Source organism: Myxococcus eversor (assembly GCF_010894455.1).
Classification (GTDB): Bacteria; Myxococcota; Myxococcia; order Myxococcales; family Myxococcaceae; genus Myxococcus; species Myxococcus eversor.
Genome location: NZ_JAAIXY010000002.1, coordinates 394,205 through 418,346, shown reverse-complemented (window position 1 = coordinate 418,346; position 24,142 = coordinate 394,205). Strand labels below are relative to the sequence as shown.

The window sequence follows — 24,142 nt, the reverse complement described above, 5'->3', positions numbered from 1 at the left end:
GGTGTTATGGGAGATCTGCATGGCCCCTCCGGGCGGCGCGAGCCTCTTGCAGTTGGGCTCGCTGCCTTCGGGTGAAAGCTCGAGTCTGGAGTCGCCGCCCCCCATGAGTCCTGATGGCCAGGCTGAGTGCATGGACAGGCCTGCTTCGCATGACACCCTGTTCGAGTTCCTCCAGCAGCGTCGCGGTGTTGAAAACCCGCCCACGCAGGTAGCGTGTCCCTGGAGAGAAATCCTTGCGAGCTCCCCGCCACCAGGCAGCCACCGCCGTCGCGTCTGGCACCGGCAAGGCATCTTCTGGACGAAGCGTCAGCTCTTGAGCCAGGTCCTCCTCCAGGGGCGGCAAGAAGTCTTGTTCTTCCGGCAGCAGCACATAGGGCTGCTCCAAACGGAGTCCCGTGATGGCACTGAAGGCTTCACCAGCCAGGGCCGCCAGCGGAGCGTGAGCCATCAACTCCAGGCAGACCTCCACGGCCTGCACCCGTCCGCTGAAGCCCAGCGCCAGCAGTGCGTCGGCCCGCAGCGACGCCACTCTGGAGCACTCGATGACCCGCGGCAGGTCCCCTTCCTCCCCGCTCTGAGCCAGCAGGACCAATGCCCAGCGGCCGGCATCCTTGCGCTCCTCCGCGACTGCGCGGCACTGCGCCCATGCCATGCGCGAGCCTGAGATGATGCCAGTCTCGATGGCGGCCTGACGGACCTCGGGGTGACCATCCAGAAGCAACCGAGGTAGCTCCCTGGTGGCGACATCACCCGACAGCGGACACAGCCCCCGGAGTGCCGCGGCGACGACTCGAGGGTCGGAGTGTTGGAGCAGGTCCAGCGCCAACTGTTTGGGCAGCGCGCCACGGAAGGCCTGTACGTCGAGCGCCAGTGCTTGGAGTGGCGCCTCGGTGGCTTGGGGTTGCAGCAGTGGGCACAGTGCATCGTCCACGCTGCGCTGCTCGCTCAACTCCAGGACCCGCTTTAGCGGGCCGGGCTTTTCAGGCGCGGAGGTCCTCAACAACGCCAGCACATCCGCTTCACTGAAGTTGACGTTGCCTTCGAGCAAGGCCCACAGCGCAGATGCTCCGTACAGGGGTTCCTCTGAATCCAGGGCCGGCCGCAGTACTTCATCGGCGACGGGAGCGCCTCCCAATACCAACCCATCGAGGTGCGCCAGCAGCAACTCCTCCACTCGCGCCGTTTCCTCGAGATTGTAGTCCGGGGCCGCCAGGGCACGCTCCCACTGACTCCAGCGGAAGGCTGCTTCGGCCAGGTGCTCCTCGTAGATGTCTGCCAGGAAGGGAGGCGCCATCTTGGCAAGCATTGTACTTCCCACGCTCGCGGCTCAAGGGACAGCGATGAGCCCTGGGCAGGAATTGGCAAAAGAGGACACTGCGCGCCTGGTGGCGGGGTGTCTGGAGCTACCGGCCGACGCCCGCGAGTTCACCTCGCGGGCGCCGCCCACGTCAGAACCGCTTCACCTCGGTGAGCACCTGCCGCGAATACCGCGTCACCGTCCCGAAGCGGGCCAGTGACTCCGCGCGCAGGTGCTTCGCCGCGTCGCTGACCGTGTAGCGTTGGAAGTCCGCTTCACCGGCCAGCTCGAAGTGACACACGTACCGGGCCCACCCGTCCTTCGCGGGCTCGGTATCGCGCCACTTGCGGCAGCCGAGGAACCCGGGCTCCCGCAGCACCTCGGGGACATGTGTCCCCTCATGCCACGGGTTCCACGCGTCCTCGGCCCCGGGCTCCACCTCGATGACCACCGTGTAGAGCGCCGTCACGGCTGCCAGGCACCAAAGCCCGTCAGCTTCGCGCCGCCCTGCGACTCACGCTTGCCCTTGGGCGAGACGCGATAGGTGAAGTCGGACAGCGGCTCGAAGCGCGCCTCGTGCGCCAGCCCGCCCAACGTCTTCTCCCACGGGTCCGCGGCGAACCCCTGCGTCCGCACCTGCTTCGCGTTCGCCGGTCCCTCCGTGGAGTCGACCAGGAGGGCCGACACCCGCTTGGCGCCCACCGCCAGCGTCTCGCGCACCGCGGGCGCCGCATTGGGGACGACCGGCGGCCACTGCTTGGGCTCCAGCCCCATCGAGATGAACGACAGCAGCACCTCCTCCAGCGGCTGCACGCTCGCCTGGGAGAAGTCCTGGCACGGCGCCTCATCCACCGCGGGATTCACCGGCGCCTCCGTGCGCAGCACGAAGCCAGCCTCGGCCGACTGACACGTGCGCAGCACCGTCTTCGTGCCATCCGCCTCCATCTCCCGGTCGAACCACGTACCAGGACCCAGCGGCCACTCCAGGTCCGGCGCCGTGCCCGCGCCCTCCGCCCCCTGGCGCATCGACACCAGCGTGAGTTGATGGCTGCCCGCGCCGCCGAAGCCGGACAGCGTGGTGCTCGCGTCGAGCAGTCCGTTCGTCAGGTACAGCGGCCCCGCGTCCACCGCGTACAGCCGGTTCTCCAGCGGACCATCCACGGGACGATTGTCGCGCAGGTAACGTTTCGCCTCCCACGTGCGGCCGGCGGCCGAGGGTTGCTCGGTCGTCTCCGTGCCCTCGCGCGCCACCGCCAACGGCCTGGAGGCGTCCACGCGCATGGGGAGCACCAGCCGACGCGCAAGCTTCGGCTGCGTCAGCGGGCTGCCCGCGTCATCGACGATGTCGAGCGTCAGCCACACGCGCGAGCCCTCCACCGCCGCCACCTCCAGGGTCAGCTTCCCCGCCGCCGCCGAGCCGCCCTGCGCCTCGCGGGGCGGCGTGCGAATCGCGGAGAACGAATAGACGACCCGGTCTCCCACCCGGGCGCGATGCCAGGGGGATTTCCCCTGCGTCGACGTGGGAGCTTCCGGCGCGGCCGTACCGGTGGGGGCCTCCGCCGCGCCGCCTTGCGTCACGGGCACGCCGTCAGTGGGACTCACGGCGCGCGGCTTCGTGCTCTCACAGCCGGCGCCAAACGCCAGCGCCGCGCACATCAGCGCGGAACGTGACAGGAAGGTTGCGGTGGGCTTTCGCATTCGGGCGACACCTCGTGGGGCTTGAGCGCGGCATTGCGCGACCCCTGGGCGGGCTTGATACACCGGAGCGCAGGCTGTCCCCAACTTCCTGGAGTTCCATCGCTCATGGCCACGAACCTGCCCATCCGTCGCGTCGTCCTCTACAAGCATGGCGTCGGCTACTTCGAGCGCCGAGGCGGCGTCACGGGCAGCGACACGCTGCACCTGGACTTCAAGGCGCGCGACATGAACGACGTGCTGAAGTCGCTGACGGTGTTGGACTTGTCGGGCGGCTCGGTGTCGGCGGTGAGCTACGACTCCACCAAGCCGCTGGAGCAGCTGCTCTCGGAGGCCACCATCCGCATTCCCGAGGACGGCAGCCTCACGGCGCTGCTCGGTCAAATCAAGGGCGCGCGCGTGCGGGCGCGGGTGGGCGGCGGCCAGGTGGAGGGCGCCATCATCGGCCTGGAGTCGCTCGCGGTGGCGGCCGGCGAGACGAGCGTGGTGCGGCCCTTCCTCACGCTGCTGGTGGGCGGCTCGCTGCGCACCTTCGACGTGCTCGACATCGCGGAGCTGGAGTTCCTCGACGAGGCGGTGCGCAAGGACCTGGAGTTCTACCTGGCCACGGTGCTGTCCTCGTACAAGAAGGACAGCAAGCGGATGTCCATCCTCACCTCCGGCGAGGGTGAGCGGGAGGTCTTCGTCAGCTACGTGTTGGAAGCGCCGGTGTGGAAGACCAGCTACCGCATCCTCCTGGATGAGGGCGAGTCGCCGCTGCTCCAGGGCTGGGCGCTGGTGGACAACACGGGAGACGAGGACTGGGTGGACGTGTCGCTGGCGCTCGTCGCGGGGCTGCCGGTGTCCTTCGTGCATGACCTCTACAACCCCCGCTACATGAGGCGGCCCGTGGTGGAGGTGCGCACGGAGGCCGCCGCCGCGCCGGTGATTCCGGAGGAGAGCTTCGGCGGCTCGATGGACATGATGGAGAGCGAGGCGGCCATGCCGATGGCGAGCGCCGGACCCGCCGCCGCGGCTCCGGAGCGCTCCAAGAAGATGCGCAAGGAGGCGAGCCTGGTGGGAGGTGCGGCCCGTGGCGGTGGCCCCCGGCTGCGCGAGGTGATGGAGCAGAGCAACCAGGTGACGACGCTGACGAAGGATGTGGGGGACCTCTTCGAGTACGGCGTGGACCGCCCGGTGACGGTGCACCGCAACCAGAGCGCGCTGGTGCCCATCCTCCACAAGCCCTTCGAGGGCCGCCGGGTGCTCCTCTACAACCGCACGACGCGCGAGAAGAACCCCATGGCCTGCATCGAGCTGAAGAACACCACGGGCCTGACGCTGGAGGGCGGGCCGGTGACGGTGACGGAGGACGAGCGGTACGTGGGCGAGGCGATGCTCGACACCATGAAGCCGCTGGACACGCGCTTCGTGCCGTACGCGGTGGAGCTGGGCTGCGTCGTCTCCGTGGAGGACAACACGGAGGACGGGCCGGTGTTCCGCGCGGTGGTGAGCCGGGGCTCGCTGGTGGTGGAGTACTTCCACGTGCGGCGCACGAAGTACCTGGTGCGCAACAAGGGGAAGCGGGCGCAGGTCCTCTACGTGGAGCACCCGCGCACGGGCTGGGAGCTGGAGAAGGACATGCCCGCGCCCGCGGAGACGACGGACGGCTTCTGGCGCTTCAAGCGCGAGCTGGCCCCGGGCTCGCAGGACGAGCTGGTGGTGTCCGAGCGCACGCGCGGCCACCGGCAGTACTCCGTCTCCAGCGCGGGCCCGGACGACGTGGCCTTCTTCCTGTCGCAGCGCTACGTGGACGCGAAGATGGCGGACGCGCTGCGCGAAGTCATCGCCATCCGCGAGCGCGTGGCGGCGCTGACGCGCGACGAGCAGCAGCTCACCGCCGAGCGCGCCCAGCTCTTCAAGGACCAGGAGCGCATCCGCGCCAACATCGAGTCGCTCAAGAGCGGCGTGTCCCAGCGTGAGCTGGCCGAGCGCTTCGTGGCCAAGCTCAACGAGCAGGAGGACCGGCTGGAGGCCATCACCCGCGACCTGGAGCGTCTGGCGAAGGAGCGGCAGGTGGCTCAAGAGGAGCTCAACCGCCGCGTCCAGTCGCTCAGCTCGGAGGCCGCCTTCTAGGCGGCACTCACTTCTCCGTTGCGCGGTAGACTTCGTCGCCGCCCACGACTGTCAGGCGCACCTGGGCGCCTGGCAGCTCGGCGACGGGCGCGTCCACCGGGTCCACCGACAGCACGACGAAGTCCGCGTCCATACCGGGCTGCAATCGTCCGCGCCGAGCCTCCGCGAAGGAGGCGTATGCCGCGCCCACCGTGAAGCCCTCCAGGGCCTCCTCGCCGCTCAGCCGCTGGTCCGCGTACCAGCCATTCTCGGGCGTGCCGCGCGCGTCCTGCCTCGTGCGCGCCGCGTAGAGGCCCGCGAGCACGTCCGGCCGCTCCACCGGGAAGTCGCTGCCCAACGCCAGCACCGCGCCGGAGGCCTTCAGCCGCTGCCACGCGTACGCGCCTCGAATCCGCTCGGCACCCACGCGGGCCTCCGCCCAGGGCATGTCGCTGGTGGCGTGTGTGGGCTGCACGCTGGCCAGGAAGCCGCCGCGCCCCAGCCGGTCGATGTCCTCCAATCGCATCACCTGCGCGTGCTCCACGCGGTGGCGGCCGTCCTTCGTGCCCGTGGCCTCGGCCGCGCGCGTCAGCGTGTCCAGCACCAGCGTGTTGGCGCGGTCTCCAATCGCATGCGTGCACACCTGGAAGCCCGCGGCCATGAAGGCCCTCACGCGCCGCTCGTACTCCTCCGGCGCCATCATCAACAGGCCCCGGTGCCCGGGCTCGTCGCTGTAGTCCTGGTGCAGCGCCGCGCCCCGGCTGCCCAGCGCGCCGTCCAGGCTGAGCTTCACCGCGCGCAGCGTGAGGCGTTCGCCCTGATAGGGGCCGTCGCGCAGGTACGTCTCCCGGTCCGACGTCTGTCCATCCGCCATGGCGTAGACGCGCAGGGGCAGCTTGCCCTCCTTGTCCCAGCGCTGGAGGAGGCGGAAGGTGCGCAGGTCCATGCCCGCGTCGTGCACGCCGGTGAGGCCCACGCGCGCGGCCCGGGCGAGCGCCGCGGTGAGCTGGGCGGAGAGCTGCTCCTCCGTCAGCGGAGGCAGCACCGCGTAGACGAGGCCCATGGCGTTGTCCACGAGGATGCCGGTGGGCTCGCCATTCGCGCCGCGCAGAATCCGTCCGCCATCCGGGTCCTTCGTGTCGCGCGTGACGCCCGCGCGCCGCAGGGCCTCGCTGTTGACCCACGCCGCGTGTCCATCGATGCGCGTCAGCATCACCGGTACGCCAGGGTGCTTCGCGTCCAAATCCTGCCGGGTGGGGAAGGCCTTCTCCGTCCAGTCGTTCTGGTCCCACCCCTGACCGACGAGCCACTCGCCCTGGTACGAGGTGCTCGGCGCCGCCGCGACGCGCGCCACGGCCTCCTCCTTGGAGGTCGCCCCCAAGAGGCTCACCGTCGCCTCCCACTGGCCCAGCGCGGAGAGGTGGCCGTGCGAGTCCGTCAGGCCCGGCACCACCGTGGCATCGCCCAGGTCCACCACGCGCGCGCCGGGGCCCGCGGCCGCCAGCACCTCGTCGCGTGTGCCCGTGGCCAGCACCTTGCCCTCGCGCACCGCGAGCGCCTCGACCTGGGGCCGCGCCGCGTCCAGCGTGCGGATGCGCTTCGCCACGTACACCGACGTGCCCGTGGCTTCGGCGCCCGGCGTGTTGCGCGTGCAGCCGCCAAGGGCCGAGAGAAGGAGCACCGCACCGAGGAGTCCGCCGAGTCGTCGCAGCATCGTTTCGCGCACCTGCCTGGGAGGCCGCCCCGGGGTTGGGGACGGGCGCGCGACACTCTGGCGCACCCGCCTCGCGCGGGCCAGCGTCCGGAGTCCAACGCGAGGCGGCACGAAGGTCCCCCAAGTCCAGGCTCGCGGCGCCTAACGTGCGCGCCCATGGACTCTTCCACGCTCGCCTCCCTGTCCATTCCGCTGGCCTCGCTGCGCATGCAGGCGTTGGAGGCGGGGCCGTCCGACGGGCCCCTCGTGCTGCTGCTGCACGGCTTCCCGGAGCTGTCGGAGAGCTGGCGCGAGGTGCTGCCGCTGTTGGGCACAGCGGGCTACCACGCGGTGGCGCCAGACCTGCGCGGCTATGGCGGCACGGACCGGCCTCGCAAGGGCTACGACCTGGACACGCTGGCCGACGACGTCTACCAGCTCGCCCGCCATCTCCAGCCGGGGCGGCCCGTGCACCTGGTGGGACATGACTGGGGCGGTGCCATCGCCTACCACGTGGCCGCCATGCACCCGGACGTCGTGGCCACGCTGACGGTGGTGAACTGCCCCCACCCGTCCGTGCTGGCCCGGCGCATCTGGCGGCCCGCGCAACTGCGCCGCTCCTGGTACATGTTCTACTTCCAGCTCCCCTGGCTCCCGGAGCGCGCCCTGTCCGCCGAAGGGGGCCGGCGGGTGCCCGCGCTCATGCGGCGCGGCATGGCGAAGGGTGCCCAGGTGAGTGACGCGCGCCTGGCGCCCTACGCGGAGAATCTGGCCCATCCGGACGCGGCCCGGGCCGCCGTGGACTACTACCGCGAGGCCCTGCGAGGACTCTTCACTCCGGGAGGGGCCAGGCGACTGCTCCGGACCTACCCGCGCATCCGCGCGCCCTTCCGCCTCGTCTGGGGGGAGGAGGACACCGCGCTCGGCCGCGAGCTGACGGTGGGGCTGGAGCCCTACTTCGAGCAACCTCCGGAGGTGCGATACCTGGCGGGCGTGGGCCACTTCCCGCCGCTGGAGGCGCCCGAGCGCGTGGCCTCGGAGATTCTCGAACACCTGGAGCGCCAACCATTGGCCACACCCCGAGCGAAGGCAGGCGGGGAAAAGATAGTTGCCCCACGCAAGCTTCCTGACCGGGGGACTTGACGGGGGGAGCGGGGGACTTGGCGCGAGCCGGGGCGTGAGGGATGTTGCGGCGTCTCACGTTCCCTGGAGTCGTCATGAACCTGAACCTGTCCAAGTCCCGGCTCGGGCCCACCGCGCTGCTGGTCGTCGCCGCCCTCTGTCTGACCACCGCCGCGGGTTGCGCCGGCCGCCGCCGCGAGGCCTTCCTGCACGACAAGACGCGGACCCACGTGTACCGCAAGCCCATCGCCGAGGTGTGGCCGCAGGCGCTGGCCCTCCTCAAGGAGAAGGGCTACTCGCTGCGCGTCGGTACGCAGGGCTTCGAGGCGACCTCCGAGTGGCTGATGCACGGCGCCCCCTCGTCGCTGGGCACCACGCAGGTGCGCTACCACGTCAAGGGGACCGAGCGCGGCCCCGGCCAGTGCGCCATCGAGTTCCACAAGCAACTCGCCACCGAAACCAAGAGCGCGAGCTCCGGCGGCCGTTCCCAGGAGCTGAATGAGACGAGCGTCCGGGCCGACGGCGGCAACATCAACCGCGACGCGGAGCTGGAGTGGGAGCTGCTCCAGAAGGTGGACGCCGAGTCCGCCGCCACGCTGCGCGCCGAGGCCGACAAGGTCCAGTAGCGCTTCCCCACGAGCCGCCGCTCGCGCGCGCTACTCGTCGCGCAGCGGCAGCTCCAGGGTGAGGCCGTCGTACGCCACTTCCAGCGGGCCCTTGTACTCCTCGCGCGCCTGCGTGAGCAGCTTCGCGGGGTCCGTGTCGTGGCGGCTGGACAGGTGGGTGAGAATCAGCCGCCGCGCTCCCGCCTCACGCGCCACCCATGCCGCCTCCCGGGCCGTGGAGTGGTGCGTCTCCTCCGCGCGCTCCTGCTCGTCATCGGAGAAGGTGGACTCGTGGATGAGGAGGTCCGCGTCCTTCGACGCGTTGACCACCGCGGCGCACGGCCGCGTGTCTCCGGAGATGACCACCCGGCGTCCGGGGCGCGGCGGGCCCAGCACGTCCGCAGGCGTCACCGTCCGCCCGTCCTCCAGCGTCACGGCCTCTCCCTTCTGGAGCTTGCCGAAGCTGGGGCCCGGGGGCACGCCCAGCTCGCGCGCCTTCTCCACGTGGAAGCGCCCCGGCCGGCCATCCTCCACCAGCGCGTACGCCAGCGCGTTGATGCGGTGGTCCACGCCCACCACGTGCAGCGAGTAGCCGTCGCGGCGGATGACGTCGCCGTCCTTCACCTCGTGGATTTCGATGGGGAAGGACATGGCCTCCACGCCCAGGTGCACGGCCTGGTGCAGGAGGCGCCGCGCGGGCGGCGGGCCATACAGGTGGATGGCGTGCTCGCGCCCCATCATCCCCAGGGTGCGCAGGAAGCCGATGATTCCCAGGTAGTGGTCGGCGTGGAAGTGCGTGAAGAAGACCGCGTCCACCGTGAAGCCGGTGCCAAAGCGCACCATCTGTCGCTGGCTGCCCTCGCCGCAGTCGAACAGGAGCAGGTCCGTGTCCGCCTTCACGGCGAGCCCGGACAGGTTGCGGTGCAGCGTGGGCTGGGCGGCGGACGTGCCGAGGAACGTGAGCTTGAGGAGGGACATGCCGGCACTTCCCACGCGAAGAGAGTCTCCCGCGCCACACCCACGGCGCGAGGCGCCATTTAGCAGGGTTTGGAGCCGCCCGTGTTATGAGGCCGCCGTCCCAGACACCGCCATGCCTGAATCCCTGACGTTCGCTCCCACCCCCGACCCTCGCCGCGTGCGTGCCCCGGATGGACGCGTGCTCTCCGTGCCGGAGGGCTGGGCCCTTCTGCCCCCCGGTGACGCGGGCCTCACCCGTCGCGTGAAGGCCGCCGGCCCCACCTGGACGGTGGTGGAGAAGGTGGGCCGCAAGCTGTTCTCCCGAGGCGTGTGGGCCCCCGAGCCGCACATCCACCAGGCCCGCGCCGCGCTGGAGTCCGAGCGCGCCACGCCCGCCTACGCGAAGAAGCTGGCCGCTGGCCGAGACCGCCGCGCCCGCGAGCAGGAGCAGTACGAGGTCGACTTCGCCAACGCCGTGCTGCGCTTCCTCGCCTTCTCCCCCGCGTGGTTGCCCCACGGCAAGCGGCTGGCCGTGCTCGTCGCCGCGCATGCCACGCCCGTGGGCAGCGGCACCGTGGCCCGCACGGAGCGCATCCCCGTGGAGCGCCGCGCGGAGGCCGCCGTCATCGCGTGGATGCGTCACCAGACGACGAGCTACGACAACCTGAAGATTGCCCGCGTGAAGGGCGCGCGGCGTGAGGTGCGCCGCGAGCTGGCGGAAATCTCCCGCGCCGTGCTGGACCTGCACCGCCGCGACGTGCCCCACGGGCCCACGGCGTGTCCCCTCTGCACCGCCCTGATGAATGTGGGCGCTGGTGCGCGCCAGGGTTGATTCGGACGCCTGGACTGGAATAGCGGGCGGGTTTCTGACCCGTCGGTCAGTCAAGTTGCGCCATTAATGACCGCCGGGTTAGTAACGGGTCCGCCATGCCGAGACCCGCTGACCCTCATGCCAGGGAAGCCTTGATGAACGCGGCCCGGGCGGAGTTCGCCCGCAAGGGGCTGCGTGGGGCGCGCATCGAGGACATCACCGCCGCGTGTGGGCTGTCCAAGGGCGCCTTCTATCTGCACTTCCCCTCGAAGGAGGCGCTCTTCGGGGAGGTGCTGGCCCGGTTCGAGGCGCACCTGAACGAGGTGAACGGGCGCCGGATGGCGGCCGTGGAGCGCCACTTCCTCGGGCAGGGAGTGATGGGCTCTCGCGACAGGCTGGAGCACAGCGAGCGCTACCGGCGATTCGTCGAGCTGGAGACGGCCTTCGATTTGGAGTCGCTGGAGCTGATGTGGTCCTACCGCGACGTCGTCTCGGTGCTCGTCAGCGGCAGCCAGGGCACGCCCTTCGAATCGTTGCTGTGGCGGATGACGGAGGCGCAGGTGGAGCGCGTGGCGGGGGACTTCCGGCGGATGCAGGAGGCGGGCGCGGCGGACCAGGAGATGGACGCGAAGCTGTTCGCCTCCGTCATCGTCGGCGCGTACGTGCTGCTGTCCCAGCGCATGGTGCACCTGACGGAGAAGCCAGACATGTCCGCCTGGGCATACACGCTCCAGCGCCTGTGCGAGGGCGGCACGCTGCCCCGCTTCGATGCCCCCGCGCCTGTCTCGGAGCCTGTTGTCTCCCGGGCCAAGCGCCCCACGACTTCCCAGCGCCGGCCTCCCGCCCGCGCGAAGACCCGCCACACCCCGAGGAAAAGCCCGTGAACTCCATCTGGAAACCTTCCGCCCCGCGTGCGCTCGCGGCGCTGGGTGTCGTCGTCACGGCGCTGTCGTTGTCCGCGTGTGGCAAGGCGGATGCCTCCTCCACGCCGGCCGCCGCCGCGAAGACGGACGCGGCGGTGCCCACGGTGAAGCTGGTGGCCACGCGCACGGTGCGCGCCGCGCCTCGGGAAGAGGTGACGGGCACGCTGTTCCCCGCGCAGGCGCTCCAGGTGGGCTTCGAGGTAGGGGGCCGGCTCGCCGCCGTGAAGCTGGGCAAGGGCGCGGCGGTGAAGAAGGGCGACGTGTTGGGGCAGCTCGACGTGGAGATTGTCGACGCGCAGGTGGCGCAGGCGCAGGCGGCGGTGGCGGCCGCTGAAGCCGCTTCGGTGATGGCCTCCGATGTGGCCTCGCGCAACGAGGCGCTCCAGAAGGAGGGCGGGGTGAGCGACTTGCAGAACCGCGCCAGCTCCGCGACGGCGGCGCAGGCGCGGGCGCAGTTGCTCGCGGCGCAGGCCCAGCTCGCGCAGGCGCGGGCGGCGCGTCGGCGGCATGACCTGCGAGCGCCGTTCTCGGGCACGCTCATCGACGCACCCGAGCAGACGGGCGCCACGGTGGGGCCGGGCACGCCGCTGTTCAACCTGGAGAACCTGGACACGCTGCTGCTGAGGACGACGGTGTCGGAGTCGCTGCGCTCGCGGCTGAAGCCCGGCGCCAAGGTGCGGGTGGAGTCGATTGGCGGCCCGGGCGTGTTCACCGAGGACGCGACGGTGCGCACCATCCTCCCTTCCGCGGACCCGGCCACGCGTCGGGTGCCGGTGGAGCTGGCGGTGCCCAACGCGGATGGCCGCTTCGTGGCGCACACGCTGGCGCGCGCGGTGTTGCTGTTGGGCGAGGACCAGGACGCGCGGGTGCTGCCGGGCACGGCGCTGTCGTCCTCCAACGGGGACCATGTCTTCGTGGTGGGCAGTGGCGGCGAGGTGAGCCGCGTGGACGTGCAGGTGCTGGAGCGACGTGAGCGCGAGGTGGTGGTGCTGGCCCGCTCGCCGTTCGAGTCCGTCATCGACCACCCCACGCCGGGCCTGTCACAGGGCTCGCGCGTCACCGTGAAGTAAGGGGAGCGCGTCCATGTTCCTCAGCGACGTCTCCATTCGTCGGCCGGTGTTCACGGCCATGTTGTCGCTCTGCCTCATCGTCCTCGGACTGATGGGGTTGGGGCGCCTGGGCACGGACCTGTATCCGGACGTGTCCTTCCCCGTCGTCGTCGTCACCACGGTGTACAAGGGCGCGGGTCCGGGAGAAATCGAGACCCAGGTCGTCAAGCCCGTGGAAGACGCCGTCGCGGGTATCAGCGGCGTGGACAAGATTCACTCCTGGAGCCGGGAGAACCTGAGCACGGTGGTGGTGCAGTTCACCCTGTCCACCAACGTGGACCGCGCGGTGCAGGAGGTGCGCGACAAGATTGCTGGCATCGCGAACAAGCTGCCGCAGACGGCGGATGCGCCGGTGGTGGGCCGCGTGGACCTCTCCGCGACGCCCATCCTCACGTACGCCGTGTCGGCGGACATGCCGTCGCAGTCGTTGCGCCGGCTCATCGACGACCGAATCAAGCCCGCGCTCGCGCAGCTCGAGGGCGCCGCCGAGGTGCGCATCACCGGTGGCGACACGCGTGAGATTCAAATCGACGTGGACCTGGACAAGGCGCGCTCGGCGGGGGTGTCGCCGCTGGACATCGCCCAGCGCGTGAGCGCGGAGAACCTGGACCTGCCGGCGGGACGTCTGGCGTTGGGGGCCAGTGAGCTGACGGTGCGCTCCCTGGGCCAGTTCCGCGACGTGGACGAGATTCGCGCGCTGCCCGTGGCGCGCAGCCGGACGGGCTCGCAGGTGCGGCTGAGCGAAATCGCCACGGTGACGGACGGCGTGGCGGAGCGGCGTACGGTGGCGCGGCTCAACAGCCAGGACGCGGTCATCCTGGAGGTGGTGAAGCAGCCGGGCTCCAACACGGTGGCGGTGAGCGACGCGGTGAAGCAGGTGCTCAAGGAGATGGCGCCGGAGGTCGGGCAGGGCTTCACGGCCACGCTGCTCATCGACCAGTCGGAGCTCATCCGGGAGAACGCCCACGAGGTGTGGATCGCGCTCGTCTTCGGTGGCGCGATGGCGGTGCTCATCATCCTGATGTTCCTGTTGGACGGGCGCGGCACGTTCATCTCCTCGCTGGCGCTGCCCACGTCCGTCATCGGCACGTTCTTCGTGATGTACCTGCTGGACTACACGCTGAACCAGATGACGCTGTTGGGGTTGTCCCTGGCCATCGGTCTGCTCATCGACGACGCGGTGGTGGTGCGCGAGGCGATTACGCACCGGCTGGAGAAGGGCGAAGACCCGATGAGCGCGGCGGCCAACGGCACCAACGACGTGGGGCTCGCGGTGCTCGCGACGACGCTGTCGCTGGTGGCGGTGTTCGTGCCGGTGGCCTTCATGCCCGGAATCGTCGGGCAGTTCTTCAAGCAGTTCGGCATCACCATCTCCGCGGCGGTGATTGTCTCGCTGTTCATCTCCTTCACGCTGGACCCGATGTTGTCGGCGCGACTGGCGAAGAAGCGGGTGCCGGGAGAGGTCCACAAGGAGAACGCGGTGGCGGCCGGGCTGCGGAGCTTCCTGGACGGTACGGAGCGCGTCTACGCGCGCATCCTGGGCTGGGTGCTGGCGCACAAGTGGGCGACGACGGGAATCACGGTGGTGGTGCTGGTGCTGTCCTTCGGGGCGGCGAGCCGGCTGGGCGCGGAGTTCATCTCGCCGGAGGACCGCTCGCAGTTCCTGGTGGACTTGCAGCTTCCGGACTCGTCGAGCCTGTCGGAGACGGAGGCGCGCACGGGAGAGGCGGAGGCGCTGTTGCGCAAGCTGCCGGAAATCACGGCCATCTATTCCATCGTCGGCACCAACGGCGATGTGAACAAGGCGCGCATGCGCGTGCTGACGGTGGGGAAGGGCGAACGCACCAAGGGCATCCCCGTGTTGAAGGACGAGGCGCGCGCGCTGTTGACGCCGCTGGTGGCGACGCGGGTGAACCTGAGCGACCCGCCGACGATTGAGGGCCTGGGCGACTACTACCCCATCATGGTGCGCATCACCGGGCCGGACCTGACGCGGGTGAACCAGGAGGCGGAGCGCGTCGCGGGAATCTTGCGCGGGCTGAAGGGCACGGAGGACGTGCGGGTGGAGGCGAACCCGCCGAAGCCAGAGCTCCAGATTCGCATCGACCGGGCGCGAGCGAGCGACGCGGATATCAACGCGGCGGGGCTGGCGACGCAGCTGCGGCTGGCCATCAGCGGCGACGTGGTGGCGAAGCTGCGCGAGGGGACGAACGAGACGGACATCCGCGTGCGATTGGCGGAGCGGGACAGGAGTACGCCGGAGCGGGTGGCGCAGTTGGAGGTGTATACGCCTCGTGGGCTGCGGCCGGTGTCGGACCTGGCGCAGGTGGAGCTGCGCGACGGGCCGAGCGTCATCGAGCACGAGAACCGGGAGCGGCAGATCGCGGTGTACTCGCAGCTCGCGAAGGGGGCGGCGCTGGGAGACATCGCGAATGCGTTGAAGGAGCAGGTGAAGCTGTCACCGCTGCCGCCCGGCTATGCCATCGTCTACGACGGGCAGATGAAGAGCCTGGACGAGCAGAACGAGGCCTTCACCCTGGCGTTCGGGTTGGCGTTCGTCTTCATCTACATGGTGCTGGCGAGCCAGTTCGAGTCCTTCAAGCACCCGTTCACCATCATGGCGTCGTTGCCGCTGGCGTTGGTGGGTGCGCTGCTGGGCCTGGTGGTGACGGGGTATCACCTGTCGATGGGCGCGATGATTGGCGTCATCCTGTTGATGGGATTGGTGACGAAGAACGCGATTCTGCTCATCGACGGTGCGTTGCAGCACCTGCGTGAGGGGGACTCGGTGGACGTGGCGCTGATGAAGGCGGGGCCGCGGCGGCTGCGTCCGATTCTGATGACGAGCGCGGCGATGGCGATTGGCATGGTGCCGACGGCGGTGGGCTCGGGGACGGGCTCGGAGTTCCGCGCGCCCATGGCCATCTCGGTGATTGGTGGCGTCATCACCTCGACGTTCCTGACACTGCTGGTGGTGCCGGTGGTGTTCGCGGCGATGGAGAAGGTCAGGTTCTGGAAGACGCCGAAGGTGGAGACGCCGCCCGTGCCCGAAGAAGCCCCCGTGTCATCCGGGCCCAGCCGGGCCGCGTGACGACAGCGCCGGGCCCGAGCGAGTGTCTCGGGCCCGGTGTCAGAAGGTGGCTCAGTCCTTGAGGCCCGCGAACTTGCGTGCCTCGGCGAGCGCGCTGGAGTCGGGGAACACCTTGCTGGCGATGTCGGCCGTGCGTGCGGCCCCCTCTGTCTTTCCCTGCTCTCCGAGAGCCTCCACGAGGCCGACCCAGGCTTCTTCCAGGACGCTCAACGCGCGGGTGGCGGCCTCTCGATAGAGGGCCTCTGCCTCCAACGGCGAGTCGCGGACGACGCTCTTGAAGCGGGCCATTCCGATGAGCGCTTCAGGCGTCCTGTCCGAGGCGTCGACGGCACCCAGGAGCAACTGCTCGACCTCCGCGAAGAAGGCGGCGGGGTCTGGGAGGTCCTCCTTCGCCCAGAGCAGCGCCCTGCTGGAGAGCAGCAGTCCTGGCACATGGGCGGGACAGCGGACGCGCAGGCGTTCGAGCAGCTTCAGTTGCTCCTCGCTCCCCCATTCCAGGCGCTTCGCCTCCGACAACAACTCCAGCAGTTCGTGGGGGCTCGGGTGCATGGGGGCTCACAGCTTCTGAAGCAATCGGGAGTTGTCCTTCGCTACATCTTTCAAGAGCTTCAGCGCGGTCTGAAGCTCCTTCTTCGTCGCGATGCTGAAGTTCTCCGAGTCATACATCTTCTGAAGCTCGTGGCGCGTGAAGTCCTTGAGCCGGGAGGGGAAGCTCGGGACGCGCTGGAGCCGGGCGGGTATCTCTCCCAGCTTCATGGAGAGGTCGGCAATCTGCCTGCGCAAGGCCGCTGCCGCGGACTGCTCCACCAGACCCGCCGAGGTCGATTCAGCCACGAGCGCTTCGGCCTGCGCGAAATGGCCCTCCGAAATCAGGTGGGTGATTCGCGCTTCCGCGCTGTTGCGGCCAAAGCCGCCTCCGCTCCCGTCATCGACGTGGGCGCAGGAGAGCAGGGCGCAGCCGAGGAGGACGAACGCGAGGATTCGGTGCCTGCTTCGTGCCCGCCAGGTCATGGGGCCCAGCGTATCGATGGGCCCTGGTGCGGCCCAGCGAATGCGCCAGCACCTGTCTGCCCGTGAGCGCTCGGGGCTTCATCCGCCCGCGTACACAGGCGTCATCGCGTCGATGATGGCGTGCATGAGGCTCTGTCCATCCGGAGTGTCCGGACACAGTCCGCCCCAGACGAGCGTGAGGCGGTCCGCCACCGGGCGCCAGTACATGCGTCCGCGCATGGCCACCGGCTCGTAGCTCTCCCGGCCACCCGCGAGGTAGTCCTCCTCCGGCATCCCGAACACCGCGTAGTAGCTCAGGTCCGGCGAGTCCGCGTCCTCCGTGCGGTGCAGCCCGCTGGGAATCACGCAGGCCACGTCCGCGCTGTGCCACGCGCCATGCCGGCCCGTCGTCACCTCGCGAACCTCGAAGCACATCCGCGACGCCGGACAACCCAGCTCCCCCGCCGTCAGGAAGTTGTAGTCCAGCCGCGGAATCTCCAGCATCTCCTCCACGTCCGGCCGCCCGTCACTCCGGAAACCCCACGGATTGCCGTCGCGCTTGTACGAACGCACGCCGTACGCGCCATAGAAGACGTTGTACCAAGGGGTGTGCGGATTGAAGTAGTCCGAGCACCCCGCGCCATCCGGGAAGTCCGCGATGGTGAACGCCACCAACAAGTCGAACAGCCGCTTGTTGTCGAACGCCAGGAACGGCTCGCGCGCCACCGCCCCAATCGAACCCCGGATGCGTGGCACCGGCGTCGCCACACCCAGCTCCTCCAGGAAGTTCGTCTTGCCCGGCAACGGCGTTGCATTCATGGCCATGACGGCCAGCTCTCGTTGTAAACCCATGGAATTCCGTACCCCGCTGCCACAGCTTAAAGGACCGGAGTACACTGGTGAACATGCCGGAGAAGCTCGTCTTCGAGCACACCTTCGAAGGCCTCTTCGTGCGCGGACTCGCGGGACGTGTCACGCCAGCCCTGCGAGAGCGGCTGCGCGACGTGGGCCTGGACCTGGAACGCAAGCTCCAGCCGGCCTACGTCTTCGACACATGGTGTTCCGCCGTCCGTGTCACCGCCCATGAGCTCCATTCGGATGTATCAGCCGAGGTCGCCTACTCCCTGCTCGGCGAGCGCATGGTGGACGGTTACCGCGAGACGGTGATGGGCCGAGCCCTCTTCAGCGTCATCCAGCTCCTGGGCCCTCGCCGGGGCGTGGGCCGTGCACGGCAGATGTTCCGCTCCGGCAACAACTACACCGAGGCCCGCGTCGACGACGTGTCCACCACCGAGGTCGACCTCTGGATGAACGAGGCCGGCCCCATCCGCTACTTCACCCAGGGCGCCGTGCTCGCGGGCCTGCGCGCCACCGGCGCCATCCAACCCGTCGTCACCGTGCGCGAGTTCACCCCCGCGGACGTCACCTACCGCTGCACCTGGCGCGATGGGCTCGGAGCCTGAGTCGTCCACCGGGCCCGGCCTGCTCGCGGTCGACCTGGGCCTGCGCTCGGGCCTGGCCCTCTACGGCCCTGACGGCCGCCTGCGCACGTACCGTTCCCAGAACTTCGGCAGCCAGTCCCGGTTGAAGCGCGCCGTGCCCGCCGTGCTCGCGGACACCGGGCCCCTGGCCTTCCTGGTGCTGGAGGGCGGCGGGCCCGTCGCCGATGTCTGGGAGCGCGAGGCCGCCCGCCGCGCGCTGCCCGTGCTGCGCGTCTCCGCCGAGGACTGGCGCGAGCGGCTGCTCTACGCCCGCGAGCAGCGCAGCGGTGGCCAGGCCAAGGACGCCGCGGATGGCCTCGCCCGCAAGGTCATCGCCTGGTCCCACGCGCCCAGGCCCACCTCGCTGCGCCATGACGCCGCGGAGGCCATCCTCCTCGGCCTGTGGGGCGTCATGGAGGTGGGCTGGCTCGCGCAGGTGCCCGCGGAGGTGCGGGCTCGCTAGAGGGCCTCGCGCCGCGCACCGCCGTCTCCTGCTGGGCCCGTGGGGCGTGCTGGCTTGCCAGGTGCCCGCGGAGGTGCGGGCTCGCCAGGGGGCCCCTCGCGCCGCGCGCGGCCGTCTCCTGGTATGACGGGCGGATGCCTGAGATTCGGAGCCGCCAGTGAAGCGTTGGGTGGATGCGCTCGCCCGCACGGGCTACCGGGGCGCGTACACACTGGCGCGGGTGTACTGGCTCGTGCGCCACCCCCGGACGCACGGCGTCTTCGTGGGCGTCTGGCACGCGGGCCGGGTGCTGCTCCTCCAGAACTCCTACAAGCACCAGCTCAGCATGCCGGGCGGAGGCATGGAGCGGGACGAGTCCCCCGCCGAGGCCGGCGCGCGCGAGCTCCACGAGGAAGTGGGCATACGCGTAGACCCCGCGTCGCTGCGGCCCGCCTTCGAGACGGTGGGCACCTCCGAGAACAAGGAGGACCATGTCCGCTTCCTGGAGCTGGACGTGGACTCCGAGGGCTCCGAGAGCACCGAGCCAAGACTCACCATCGATGACCGCGAGGTCACCTGGGCGGCGTTCATCGACCTGGACACCGCGCTGAGACTTCCTGTCTCCCCGCTGGTGCGGGCGTACCTGGAGCACGCGCGTCAGCGCCGGAAGTAAATCACCCCCGAGTGCGACAGGAATGGATGTCTCGAATGCAAGGCTTCGCCATCCGGCGCGGCGCCGTTCAGTCGAGACAACCTGTGAAGACAACCGCGCGCGACGCGACAAGGAGTCGAGGGGGGGGTCGCGCGCGGGAAGAAGAAAGAGACGTCAGCGAGCGTGGGCGGCGGCCGGCTCGTTCACCAGGAAGTGGCGGGTGCGGGCCTTGGTGAGCTGCCGCTCCGCCTCCTCCGGGGACACACAATCCACCGTGATGTCGTCGTTGGGCGCGGCCTCGGAAGCCACGCGCGCCGTCTGAAGCCGGGCGATTGTGGAATCCGAGAGATGCGCGCACATCAAGCAACCCCGCTGACGACCGTAAGCCACCACTTCTCCGAAAATCGTGGCGGACTCCGGCTCCAGCGCCTTCAACCCCCGCATATCCGCCAGCACCAGGTGCCGGCCTCCTGCATACGTATCCGTCGCGGCCCGATAGGCCGTGGCGAAATCCTTCATCTCATTGGGTCGGACAAAGCCCTTCAACCGAACGGTGACCGTGCGACGGTTCGTATCGTTGGAGACTTCGAACATGAGCCCCTCCCTCCTGGGGAGGATAAACAATAACAAACATCCGGCCCCGTTCGAAACACCCCCCCCTGCGACTCTGTCAGCCCTGGAATAGTCGAAAGGAATTGTGTCGGGATGGACCCGGCACGGCGGAACATTGCCGCCACCCCACAGCGGGTTCCACGCCAACGCGAATGCTCCACGCCGGATGTGAAATCGAGTCCGGGATGACTCAGGCCCGCTGACTGCTCTCGCCGGTGATGACGGCGGAGCCGATGAGGTGCGCCAGCCGCAGCGCCTCCGGGACGCGGCCCTTGTCCGTCACCAGCGCGAGCGCGTCCGCGACGAAGGAGGGCTCCGCGCCCTGCACCTGGAAGGTGAAGCCTCCCAGTTGATGGATGTCGCCCGCACCGCGCAGCCTGGCCCATCTCGCGTCCGCCCGGGGCAGGCGCCGCAGCGCGCGCTCCACCGCGTCCAAATCGGGAGGCCGCCGCATCACCGCCACGCAGGGCTTGCCCAGGCGCGCCGCCAGCTCCGGCAGGTCCACGACGTTGAAGCCCCCGAAGGCGATGCCATCCAGCAGCACCAGGTGCAGCTGCGGGAGGAACTTGCCTCCTTCCAGGAGCCGGCACACCTCGCGCGTGGAGTTCCAGCCGTCGCGCCGCACGCGCCCCCAGACGAGCCCCTCGAAGCGCGTGCCCGCGCACACCACGCCCGCGAGCTGCACGGCGGAGCCCGCGCGGCGGGCGAAGGGCGCGTCGTCGAAGCCGATGACTCGGGGGAAGCGGGGCAGACGCATGGCCTGTCCAGCCTCTCAAGCCCTCGCGTCGCCGAACAGCAAAAGGAAGAAGCCCGACCCCGCGCGCGCGGATGCCGGGCTTCAGGGACCACCGTGCCGGACCGCTTCAGCCGGCGCGCACGTTCTGCGCCTGCAAGCCCTTGGGGCCGCGGCCGACCTCGAACTCCACCTTCTGGCCTTCCTGCAGCGTCCGGAAGCCATCCATGTTGATGGCCGTGTGGTGGACGAACACGTCCTCACCACCACCGTCCTGCACGATGAACCCAAAGCCCTTCGCATCGTTGAACCACTTCACGGTACCAGTTGCCATGTATCGCGTTCTCTCGGGTGGTGCGGCGCGCCGCGGTTATCGGCCTTTGAGAAACTAGAGGCCGTAAGGCGGGACATAGTTTGCCCGGGGCGACCGTCCGAGTGGAAGCCCCCTTGGCTGCTTGCCAGCAGGCATACCTGCTTCCAGGGCATGGACAGGCGCCGCGCGCTCTGGGAGCCGCGTGCCTACCGTCATGGAAGCCCTTGGCTTCCCTTGGAAAAGGAGCGTCCCATGGTCGTGCCGAGCCTCCCGAATCCCACCCTTCCCCCGGTGTCGTCCGCCTCCCCTCGAAGGGAGCCGGGCCCCCGCCGGATGGCGCGGCACGTCGCGGACAAGAGCGCCCGGGCGGGCATCCTCTCCCGACCGCTGTTCGAGCGACTTCCCCTGCGCCGGTGGGTGCCCGCCGAGGTCCACACCCTGCTGGACTACCGAGGGGGCGTGGCGGCGCTGGTGGCCGGGCAGCTGTCCAAGGACAGGCGGGCGCGTCGGGCGGGGAGGGTGCTGGGGGCGTCGGCCATTGGCGTGTCCCTGTTCACCGACGCCCGGTTGAGTCTGGCCCGGCTCATCCCCATCGAGGCACACGAAATCTTCGACTACGTCCAGGGCACCGCGTTGGCCCTGGCGCCCTTCGTCCTGGGGTACGCCCGGAAGAGCCCCATCACCGCCACGGTGCACGTGCTGCTGGGGCTGTCGTCGCTGGCGGTGGCGCTGGTGACGGACTACCGCTGCCAGACGGGCATGCACCTGGGCGGGGAGTCGAGGACGGACCCGGAAGGCATTGGCGCGTGAAAAGCGAAGCGGCGGGGCCTTTGTGAAGGCACCCCGCCGCTTCAATCACTTCACGAACGCCATGAGTCGGCTCAGGCCGTCTTCACGGCGGCCTGGGGCTTCGCGTCGGAGGACGACGCGCCGCTGCTGCCGCCGACGCTCTGGATGCGCATCCCGTAGAAGCTGCGGTAGACGAACACCGTCGACAGGACGAAGAACACCACGGAGAAGATGCGGGTGAGGTTGCCCTGGCCCGCGGCCTCCAGCTCCACCGCCAGCTCCACCGCCAGCAGGCCGAAGAGGGTGGTGAACTTGATGACCGGGTTGAGCGCCACGGAGGACGTGTCCTTGAACGGGTCGCCGACGGTGTCGCCGACGACGCAGGCCGCGTGCAGCTCCGTGCCCTTGGCCTTCAGCTCCACTTCCACCAGCTTCTTCGCGTTGTCCCAGGCGCCACCGGCGTTGGCCATGAAGACGGCCTGGTAGAGGCCGAAGATGGCGATGGAGATGAGGTAGCCGACGAAGAAGTACGGCTCCAGGCAGGCGAACGCGAGCGTGCTGAAGAAGATGGCGAGGAAGATGTTGATCATCCCCTTCTGCGCGTACTGGGTGCAGATTTCGACCACCTTCTTGGAATCGGCCACGCTGGCCTTCTCCACACCCTCCAGCTTGATGTTGGCCTTGATGAACTCCACCGCGCGGTAGGCGCCGGTGGACACCGCCTGCATGGACGCGCCGGAGAACCAGTAGATGATGGCGCCGCCGGTGATGAGGCCCAGGAGGAACGGGGCGTGCAGCAGCGAGAGGAACTGCGTCTTCTCGGTGTTGAGCTGGCCGTTGGTGATTCCGACGAGCAGCACGATGATGGAGAAAATCATCGTGGTGGCGCCGACGACGGCCGTGCCGATGAGCACCGGCTTGGCGGTGGCCTTGAAGGTGTTGCCCGCGCCGTCGTTCTCCTCGAGGAACTGCTTGCCCTTCTCGAAGTCGAGGTCGAAGCCGAAGTCGCGCTTCACCTCCGCCTTCACGTCGGGGACGTTCTCGATGAGGGACAGCTCGTAGACGCTCTGCGCGTTGTCCGTCACCGGGCCGTAGGAGTCCACGGCGATGGTGACCGGGCCCATGCCCAGGAAGCCGAAGGCGACGAGGCCGAAGGCGAACACGGGGGCGGCGATCATCAACTGGCCCACGTCCGCGCCGGGCACGCCGGAGCCGCTGAACCAGAACGCCAGGCCCATCAGGCCGGCGATGATGAGGCCCATCCAGTACGCGGAGAAGTTGCCCGCGACCAGACCGGAGATGACGTTCAGGGACGCGCCACCCTCGCGGCTGGCCGTGACGACCTCGCGAACGTGACGGCTCTCCGTGGAGGTGAAGACCTTGATGGCCTCCGGGATGATGGCGCCCGCCAGCGTGCCGCAGCTGATGATGAGCGACAGCTTCCACCACAGCGTCGGGTCACCGTTCAGGGTGGGGATGAGCAGGTAGCTGACCAGGAAGGTCAGCGCCACGGAGATGAGCGACGTCACCCACACCAGCGCGGTGAGCGGGTGCTCGAAGTTCATGTGGTCCGCGTTCTTGTACTTGGCGGACTGGAACACGTTGTTCAGGCCGTAGGCGGCCAGCGACGCGAGCACCATCACGATGCGCATCACGAAAATCCAGACCAGCAGCTCGACGCGGAAGCCCTCGCCCACGGCCAGCAGGATGAAGGTGATGAGCGCCACGCCCGTCACGCCGTAGGTCTCGAAGCCGTCCGCGGAAGGGCCCACGCTGTCGCCAGCGTTGTCACCGGTGCAGTCCGCGATGACGCCCGGGTTGCGCGCGTCGTCTTCCTTGATTTTGAAGACAATCTTCATCAGGTCGGAGCCGATGTCGGCGATCTTCGTGAAGATGCCGCCGGCGATGCGCAGCGCGGAGGCGCCGAGCGACTCGCCAATCGCGAAGCCGATGAAGCACGAGCCCGCGAAGTCCGCCGGGATGAAGAGCAGGATGGCGAGCATCAGCAACAGCTCGGTGCTGATGAGCACCATGCCGATGGACATACCCGCCTGCAGCGGAATGGCGTACGTGGGGTAGGGCTTGCCTCGCAAGCTGGCGAAGGCGGTGCGGCTGTTGGCGAACGTGTTGACGCGGATGCCGAACCAGGCGACGCCACACGAGCCGGCGATGCCGACGAGGCTCGCCACCAGGATGATGACCACGCGGTCCGCGCCCATGTGGCGCAGGAACCCGAAGTAACCCACCATCACCACGGCGATGAGCGCCCACAGCACGGCGATGAACTTCAGCTGCGTCATCAGGTACGTCTTGCACGTCTCGTAGATGAGCTCGGAAATCTCGAGCATCGCCCGGTGCACGGGCAGGTTCTTGAGCGTGGCGTACTGCATGAAACCGAACACCAGTCCGATAACGCAGACCGCGATGCCGGAGAGCAACAGTTGGTGTCCGTTGATGCTGCCGCCAAAGAATGACTTGGAGGCGAAGTCGGGGAGAACGAGGTCCGCCTCACTGGCGTGGGCGGCGCTGGCGGCGAACACCATCAACAGCCCGAGGGCTTTGACGGCGACACCGGTGACGCCCCTACGCAGGGCGTCCATCCGTGGAACAGTGCGTGTCATGGGGGTGCAACTCCTCACAGAGGCTCGTCCAAAGCGCGGCCCACAACGCCGCGCCCCGGAGTGAACAGGGAGTGGTGTCGAGGGGTTGGCCGCCTGCGAGCGAAGTTGCCGC

Annotated in this window: 23 protein-coding genes; 11 read left to right on the top strand and 12 right to left on the bottom strand. The window is 69.3% G+C overall.

Annotated features, from left to right (window positions below):
- Window positions 1-4 precede the first annotated feature (4 nt).
- The 3 genes from G4D83_RS05170 to G4D83_RS05160 form a co-directional block, all read right to left on the bottom strand.
- Window positions 5-1,306, bottom strand: a complete 1,302-nt coding sequence (locus G4D83_RS05170) for a TIGR02270 family protein (protein WP_240356161.1) — start codon at window positions 1,304-1,306, stop codon at window positions 5-7.
- 142 nt (window positions 1,307-1,448) lie between these two features.
- Window positions 1,449-1,766: a DUF4286 family protein gene (locus tag G4D83_RS05165; protein WP_163863392.1), complete on the bottom strand. Its 318-nt coding sequence runs from the start codon at window positions 1,764-1,766 to the stop codon at window positions 1,449-1,451.
- Complete coding sequence (locus G4D83_RS05160; protein ID WP_163863390.1) at window positions 1,763-2,995, bottom strand: DUF6068 family protein; 1,233 nt, start codon at window positions 2,993-2,995, stop codon at window positions 1,763-1,765. Before G4D83_RS05160 ends, G4D83_RS05165 begins: the two co-directional genes overlap by 4 nt.
- A gap of 105 nt (window positions 2,996-3,100) precedes the next feature.
- Here G4D83_RS05160 and G4D83_RS05155 point away from each other — a divergent pair, with 105 nt between their 5' ends.
- Complete coding sequence (locus G4D83_RS05155) at window positions 3,101-5,107, top strand: hypothetical protein (RefSeq protein ID WP_163863388.1); 2,007 nt, start codon at window positions 3,101-3,103, stop codon at window positions 5,105-5,107.
- A gap of 7 nt (window positions 5,108-5,114) precedes the next feature.
- Here G4D83_RS05155 and G4D83_RS05150 read toward each other — a convergent pair whose 3' ends face one another.
- Window positions 5,115-6,800 carry an amidohydrolase gene (locus tag G4D83_RS05150; protein WP_163863386.1) on the bottom strand — a complete coding sequence of 562 codons (1,686 nt, stop codon included), beginning with the start codon at window positions 6,798-6,800 and terminating at the stop codon, window positions 5,115-5,117.
- A 156-nt stretch (window positions 6,801-6,956) separates the two neighbouring features.
- Here G4D83_RS05150 and G4D83_RS05145 point away from each other — a divergent pair, with 156 nt between their 5' ends.
- Both G4D83_RS05145 and G4D83_RS05140 read left to right on the top strand, forming a co-directional pair.
- Window positions 6,957-7,922 (top strand): alpha/beta fold hydrolase, encoded by a 966-nt coding sequence (locus G4D83_RS05145; protein ID WP_163863384.1) that lies wholly within the window; start codon window positions 6,957-6,959, stop codon window positions 7,920-7,922.
- A 74-nt stretch (window positions 7,923-7,996) separates the two neighbouring features.
- On the top strand, window positions 7,997-8,527 hold the full coding sequence (locus G4D83_RS05140) for a hypothetical protein (protein ID WP_163863382.1): 531 nt from the start codon (window positions 7,997-7,999) through the stop codon (window positions 8,525-8,527).
- Between the two features lie 30 nt (window positions 8,528-8,557).
- Here the strand turns inward: G4D83_RS05140 and rnz are convergent, their stop codons facing one another.
- Window positions 8,558-9,484, bottom strand: a complete 927-nt coding sequence (rnz, locus tag G4D83_RS05135) for a ribonuclease Z (RefSeq protein ID WP_163863381.1) — start codon at window positions 9,482-9,484, stop codon at window positions 8,558-8,560.
- A 112-nt stretch (window positions 9,485-9,596) separates the two neighbouring features.
- On the opposite strand from rnz, the gene G4D83_RS05130 reads away from it, so the two are divergent.
- The 4 genes from G4D83_RS05130 (at window position 9,597) to G4D83_RS05115 (ending at window position 15,397) form a co-directional block, all read left to right on the top strand.
- The gene (locus G4D83_RS05130; protein WP_163863380.1) at window positions 9,597-10,295 is read left to right on the top strand and encodes a DUF2293 domain-containing protein; all 699 of its coding nucleotides are present in this window, start codon (window positions 9,597-9,599) and stop codon (window positions 10,293-10,295) included.
- A gap of 134 nt (window positions 10,296-10,429) precedes the next feature.
- Window positions 10,430-11,158, top strand: coding sequence for a TetR/AcrR family transcriptional regulator (locus G4D83_RS05125; RefSeq protein WP_240356160.1), 729 nt, complete (start codon window positions 10,430-10,432; stop codon window positions 11,156-11,158).
- Entirely contained in the window at window positions 11,155-12,267 is a 1,113-nt protein-coding gene (locus G4D83_RS05120; protein ID WP_163863377.1) for an efflux RND transporter periplasmic adaptor subunit, read from the top strand. The genes G4D83_RS05125 and G4D83_RS05120 overlap by 4 nt, the downstream gene beginning before the upstream one ends.
- A 13-nt stretch (window positions 12,268-12,280) precedes the next feature.
- Window positions 12,281-15,397: an efflux RND transporter permease subunit gene (locus G4D83_RS05115; RefSeq protein ID WP_163863376.1), complete on the top strand. Its 3,117-nt coding sequence runs from the start codon at window positions 12,281-12,283 to the stop codon at window positions 15,395-15,397.
- A 51-nt stretch (window positions 15,398-15,448) separates the two neighbouring features.
- On the opposite strand, the gene G4D83_RS05110 is transcribed toward G4D83_RS05115, so the two are convergent.
- From G4D83_RS05110 to G4D83_RS05100, 3 genes are all read right to left on the bottom strand, one after another.
- Entirely contained in the window at window positions 15,449-15,946 is a 498-nt protein-coding gene (locus G4D83_RS05110) for a hypothetical protein (protein ID WP_163863375.1), read from the bottom strand.
- A 6-nt stretch (window positions 15,947-15,952) separates the two neighbouring features.
- Window positions 15,953-16,408 carry a hypothetical protein gene (locus G4D83_RS05105; RefSeq protein ID WP_163863374.1) on the bottom strand — a complete coding sequence of 152 codons (456 nt, stop codon included), beginning with the start codon at window positions 16,406-16,408 and terminating at the stop codon, window positions 15,953-15,955.
- Between the two features lie 78 nt (window positions 16,409-16,486).
- Entirely contained in the window at window positions 16,487-17,212 is a 726-nt protein-coding gene (locus tag G4D83_RS05100; RefSeq protein WP_240356159.1) for a hypothetical protein, read from the bottom strand.
- An 80-nt stretch (window positions 17,213-17,292) separates the two neighbouring features.
- On the opposite strand from G4D83_RS05100, the gene G4D83_RS05095 reads away from it, so the two are divergent.
- From G4D83_RS05095 to G4D83_RS05085, 3 genes are all read left to right on the top strand, one after another.
- Window positions 17,293-17,850 (top strand): DUF2378 family protein, encoded by a 558-nt coding sequence (locus tag G4D83_RS05095; protein WP_163863372.1) that lies wholly within the window; start codon window positions 17,293-17,295, stop codon window positions 17,848-17,850.
- Entirely contained in the window at window positions 17,834-18,331 is a 498-nt protein-coding gene (locus G4D83_RS05090; protein WP_163863370.1) for a hypothetical protein, read from the top strand. Before G4D83_RS05095 ends, G4D83_RS05090 begins: the two co-directional genes overlap by 17 nt.
- Window positions 18,332-18,488: 157 nt before the next feature.
- On the top strand, window positions 18,489-18,983 hold the full coding sequence (locus tag G4D83_RS05085; protein WP_163863368.1) for an NUDIX domain-containing protein: 495 nt from the start codon (window positions 18,489-18,491) through the stop codon (window positions 18,981-18,983).
- 153 nt (window positions 18,984-19,136) lie between these two features.
- Here the strand turns inward: G4D83_RS05085 and G4D83_RS05080 are convergent, their stop codons facing one another.
- The 3 genes from G4D83_RS05080 to G4D83_RS05070 all read right to left on the bottom strand — a co-directional run bounded on the left by G4D83_RS05080 (window position 19,137) and on the right by G4D83_RS05070 (window position 20,641).
- The gene (locus G4D83_RS05080; protein ID WP_163863366.1) at window positions 19,137-19,556 is read right to left on the bottom strand and encodes a hypothetical protein; all 420 of its coding nucleotides are present in this window, start codon (window positions 19,554-19,556) and stop codon (window positions 19,137-19,139) included.
- 208 nt (window positions 19,557-19,764) lie between these two features.
- A complete protein-coding gene (locus tag G4D83_RS05075) occupies window positions 19,765-20,331 on the bottom strand; it encodes an endonuclease dU (RefSeq protein ID WP_163863365.1) in 567 nt (188 codons plus the stop codon).
- 106 nt (window positions 20,332-20,437) lie between these two features.
- Complete coding sequence (locus G4D83_RS05070) at window positions 20,438-20,641, bottom strand: cold-shock protein (protein WP_046710823.1); 204 nt, start codon at window positions 20,639-20,641, stop codon at window positions 20,438-20,440.
- 312 nt (window positions 20,642-20,953) lie between these two features.
- Here G4D83_RS05070 and G4D83_RS05065 point away from each other — a divergent pair, with 312 nt between their 5' ends.
- Window positions 20,954-21,430 (top strand): hypothetical protein, encoded by a 477-nt coding sequence (locus G4D83_RS05065; protein WP_163863363.1) that lies wholly within the window; start codon window positions 20,954-20,956, stop codon window positions 21,428-21,430.
- 71 nt (window positions 21,431-21,501) lie between these two features.
- Here G4D83_RS05065 and G4D83_RS05060 read toward each other — a convergent pair whose 3' ends face one another.
- Window positions 21,502-24,030: a sodium-translocating pyrophosphatase gene (locus G4D83_RS05060; RefSeq protein WP_163863361.1), complete on the bottom strand. Its 2,529-nt coding sequence runs from the start codon at window positions 24,028-24,030 to the stop codon at window positions 21,502-21,504.
- Between the last annotated feature and the right edge of the window lie 112 nt (window positions 24,031-24,142).

Bases quoted from the DNA above. Each gene is read 5' to 3' on its own strand.
- G4D83_RS05170 (WP_240356161.1), bottom strand. From the start codon at position 1,306: ATGCTTGCCAAGATGGCGCCTCCCTTCCTGGCAGACATCTACGAGGAG.
- G4D83_RS05160 (WP_163863390.1), bottom strand. From the start codon at position 2,995: ATGCGAAAGCCCACCGCAACCTTCCTGTCACGTTCCGCGCTGATGTGC.
- G4D83_RS05155 (WP_163863388.1), top strand. From the start codon at position 3,101: ATGGCCACGAACCTGCCCATCCGTCGCGTCGTCCTCTACAAGCATGGC.
- G4D83_RS05150 (WP_163863386.1), bottom strand. From the start codon at position 6,800: ATGCTGCGACGACTCGGCGGACTCCTCGGTGCGGTGCTCCTTCTCTCG.
- G4D83_RS05145 (WP_163863384.1), top strand. From the start codon at position 6,957: ATGGACTCTTCCACGCTCGCCTCCCTGTCCATTCCGCTGGCCTCGCTG.
- G4D83_RS05140 (WP_163863382.1), top strand. From the start codon at position 7,997: ATGAACCTGAACCTGTCCAAGTCCCGGCTCGGGCCCACCGCGCTGCTG.
- rnz (WP_163863381.1), bottom strand. From the start codon at position 9,484: ATGTCCCTCCTCAAGCTCACGTTCCTCGGCACGTCCGCCGCCCAGCCC.
- G4D83_RS05130 (WP_163863380.1), top strand. From the start codon at position 9,597: ATGCCTGAATCCCTGACGTTCGCTCCCACCCCCGACCCTCGCCGCGTG.
- G4D83_RS05125 (WP_240356160.1), top strand. From the start codon at position 10,430: ATGAACGCGGCCCGGGCGGAGTTCGCCCGCAAGGGGCTGCGTGGGGCG.
- G4D83_RS05115 (WP_163863376.1), top strand. From the start codon at position 12,281: ATGTTCCTCAGCGACGTCTCCATTCGTCGGCCGGTGTTCACGGCCATG.
- G4D83_RS05110 (WP_163863375.1), bottom strand. From the start codon at position 15,946: ATGCACCCGAGCCCCCACGAACTGCTGGAGTTGTTGTCGGAGGCGAAG.
- G4D83_RS05105 (WP_163863374.1), bottom strand. From the start codon at position 16,408: ATGACCTGGCGGGCACGAAGCAGGCACCGAATCCTCGCGTTCGTCCTC.
- G4D83_RS05100 (WP_240356159.1), bottom strand. From the start codon at position 17,212: ATGGCCATGAATGCAACGCCGTTGCCGGGCAAGACGAACTTCCTGGAG.
- G4D83_RS05095 (WP_163863372.1), top strand. From the start codon at position 17,293: ATGCCGGAGAAGCTCGTCTTCGAGCACACCTTCGAAGGCCTCTTCGTG.
- G4D83_RS05090 (WP_163863370.1), top strand. From the start codon at position 17,834: ATGGGCTCGGAGCCTGAGTCGTCCACCGGGCCCGGCCTGCTCGCGGTC.
- G4D83_RS05080 (WP_163863366.1), bottom strand. From the start codon at position 19,556: ATGTTCGAAGTCTCCAACGATACGAACCGTCGCACGGTCACCGTTCGG.
- G4D83_RS05075 (WP_163863365.1), bottom strand. From the start codon at position 20,331: ATGCGTCTGCCCCGCTTCCCCCGAGTCATCGGCTTCGACGACGCGCCC.
- G4D83_RS05070 (WP_046710823.1), bottom strand. From the start codon at position 20,641: ATGGCAACTGGTACCGTGAAGTGGTTCAACGATGCGAAGGGCTTTGGG.
- G4D83_RS05065 (WP_163863363.1), top strand. From the start codon at position 20,954: ATGGCGCGGCACGTCGCGGACAAGAGCGCCCGGGCGGGCATCCTCTCC.
- G4D83_RS05060 (WP_163863361.1), bottom strand. From the start codon at position 24,030: ATGACACGCACTGTTCCACGGATGGACGCCCTGCGTAGGGGCGTCACC.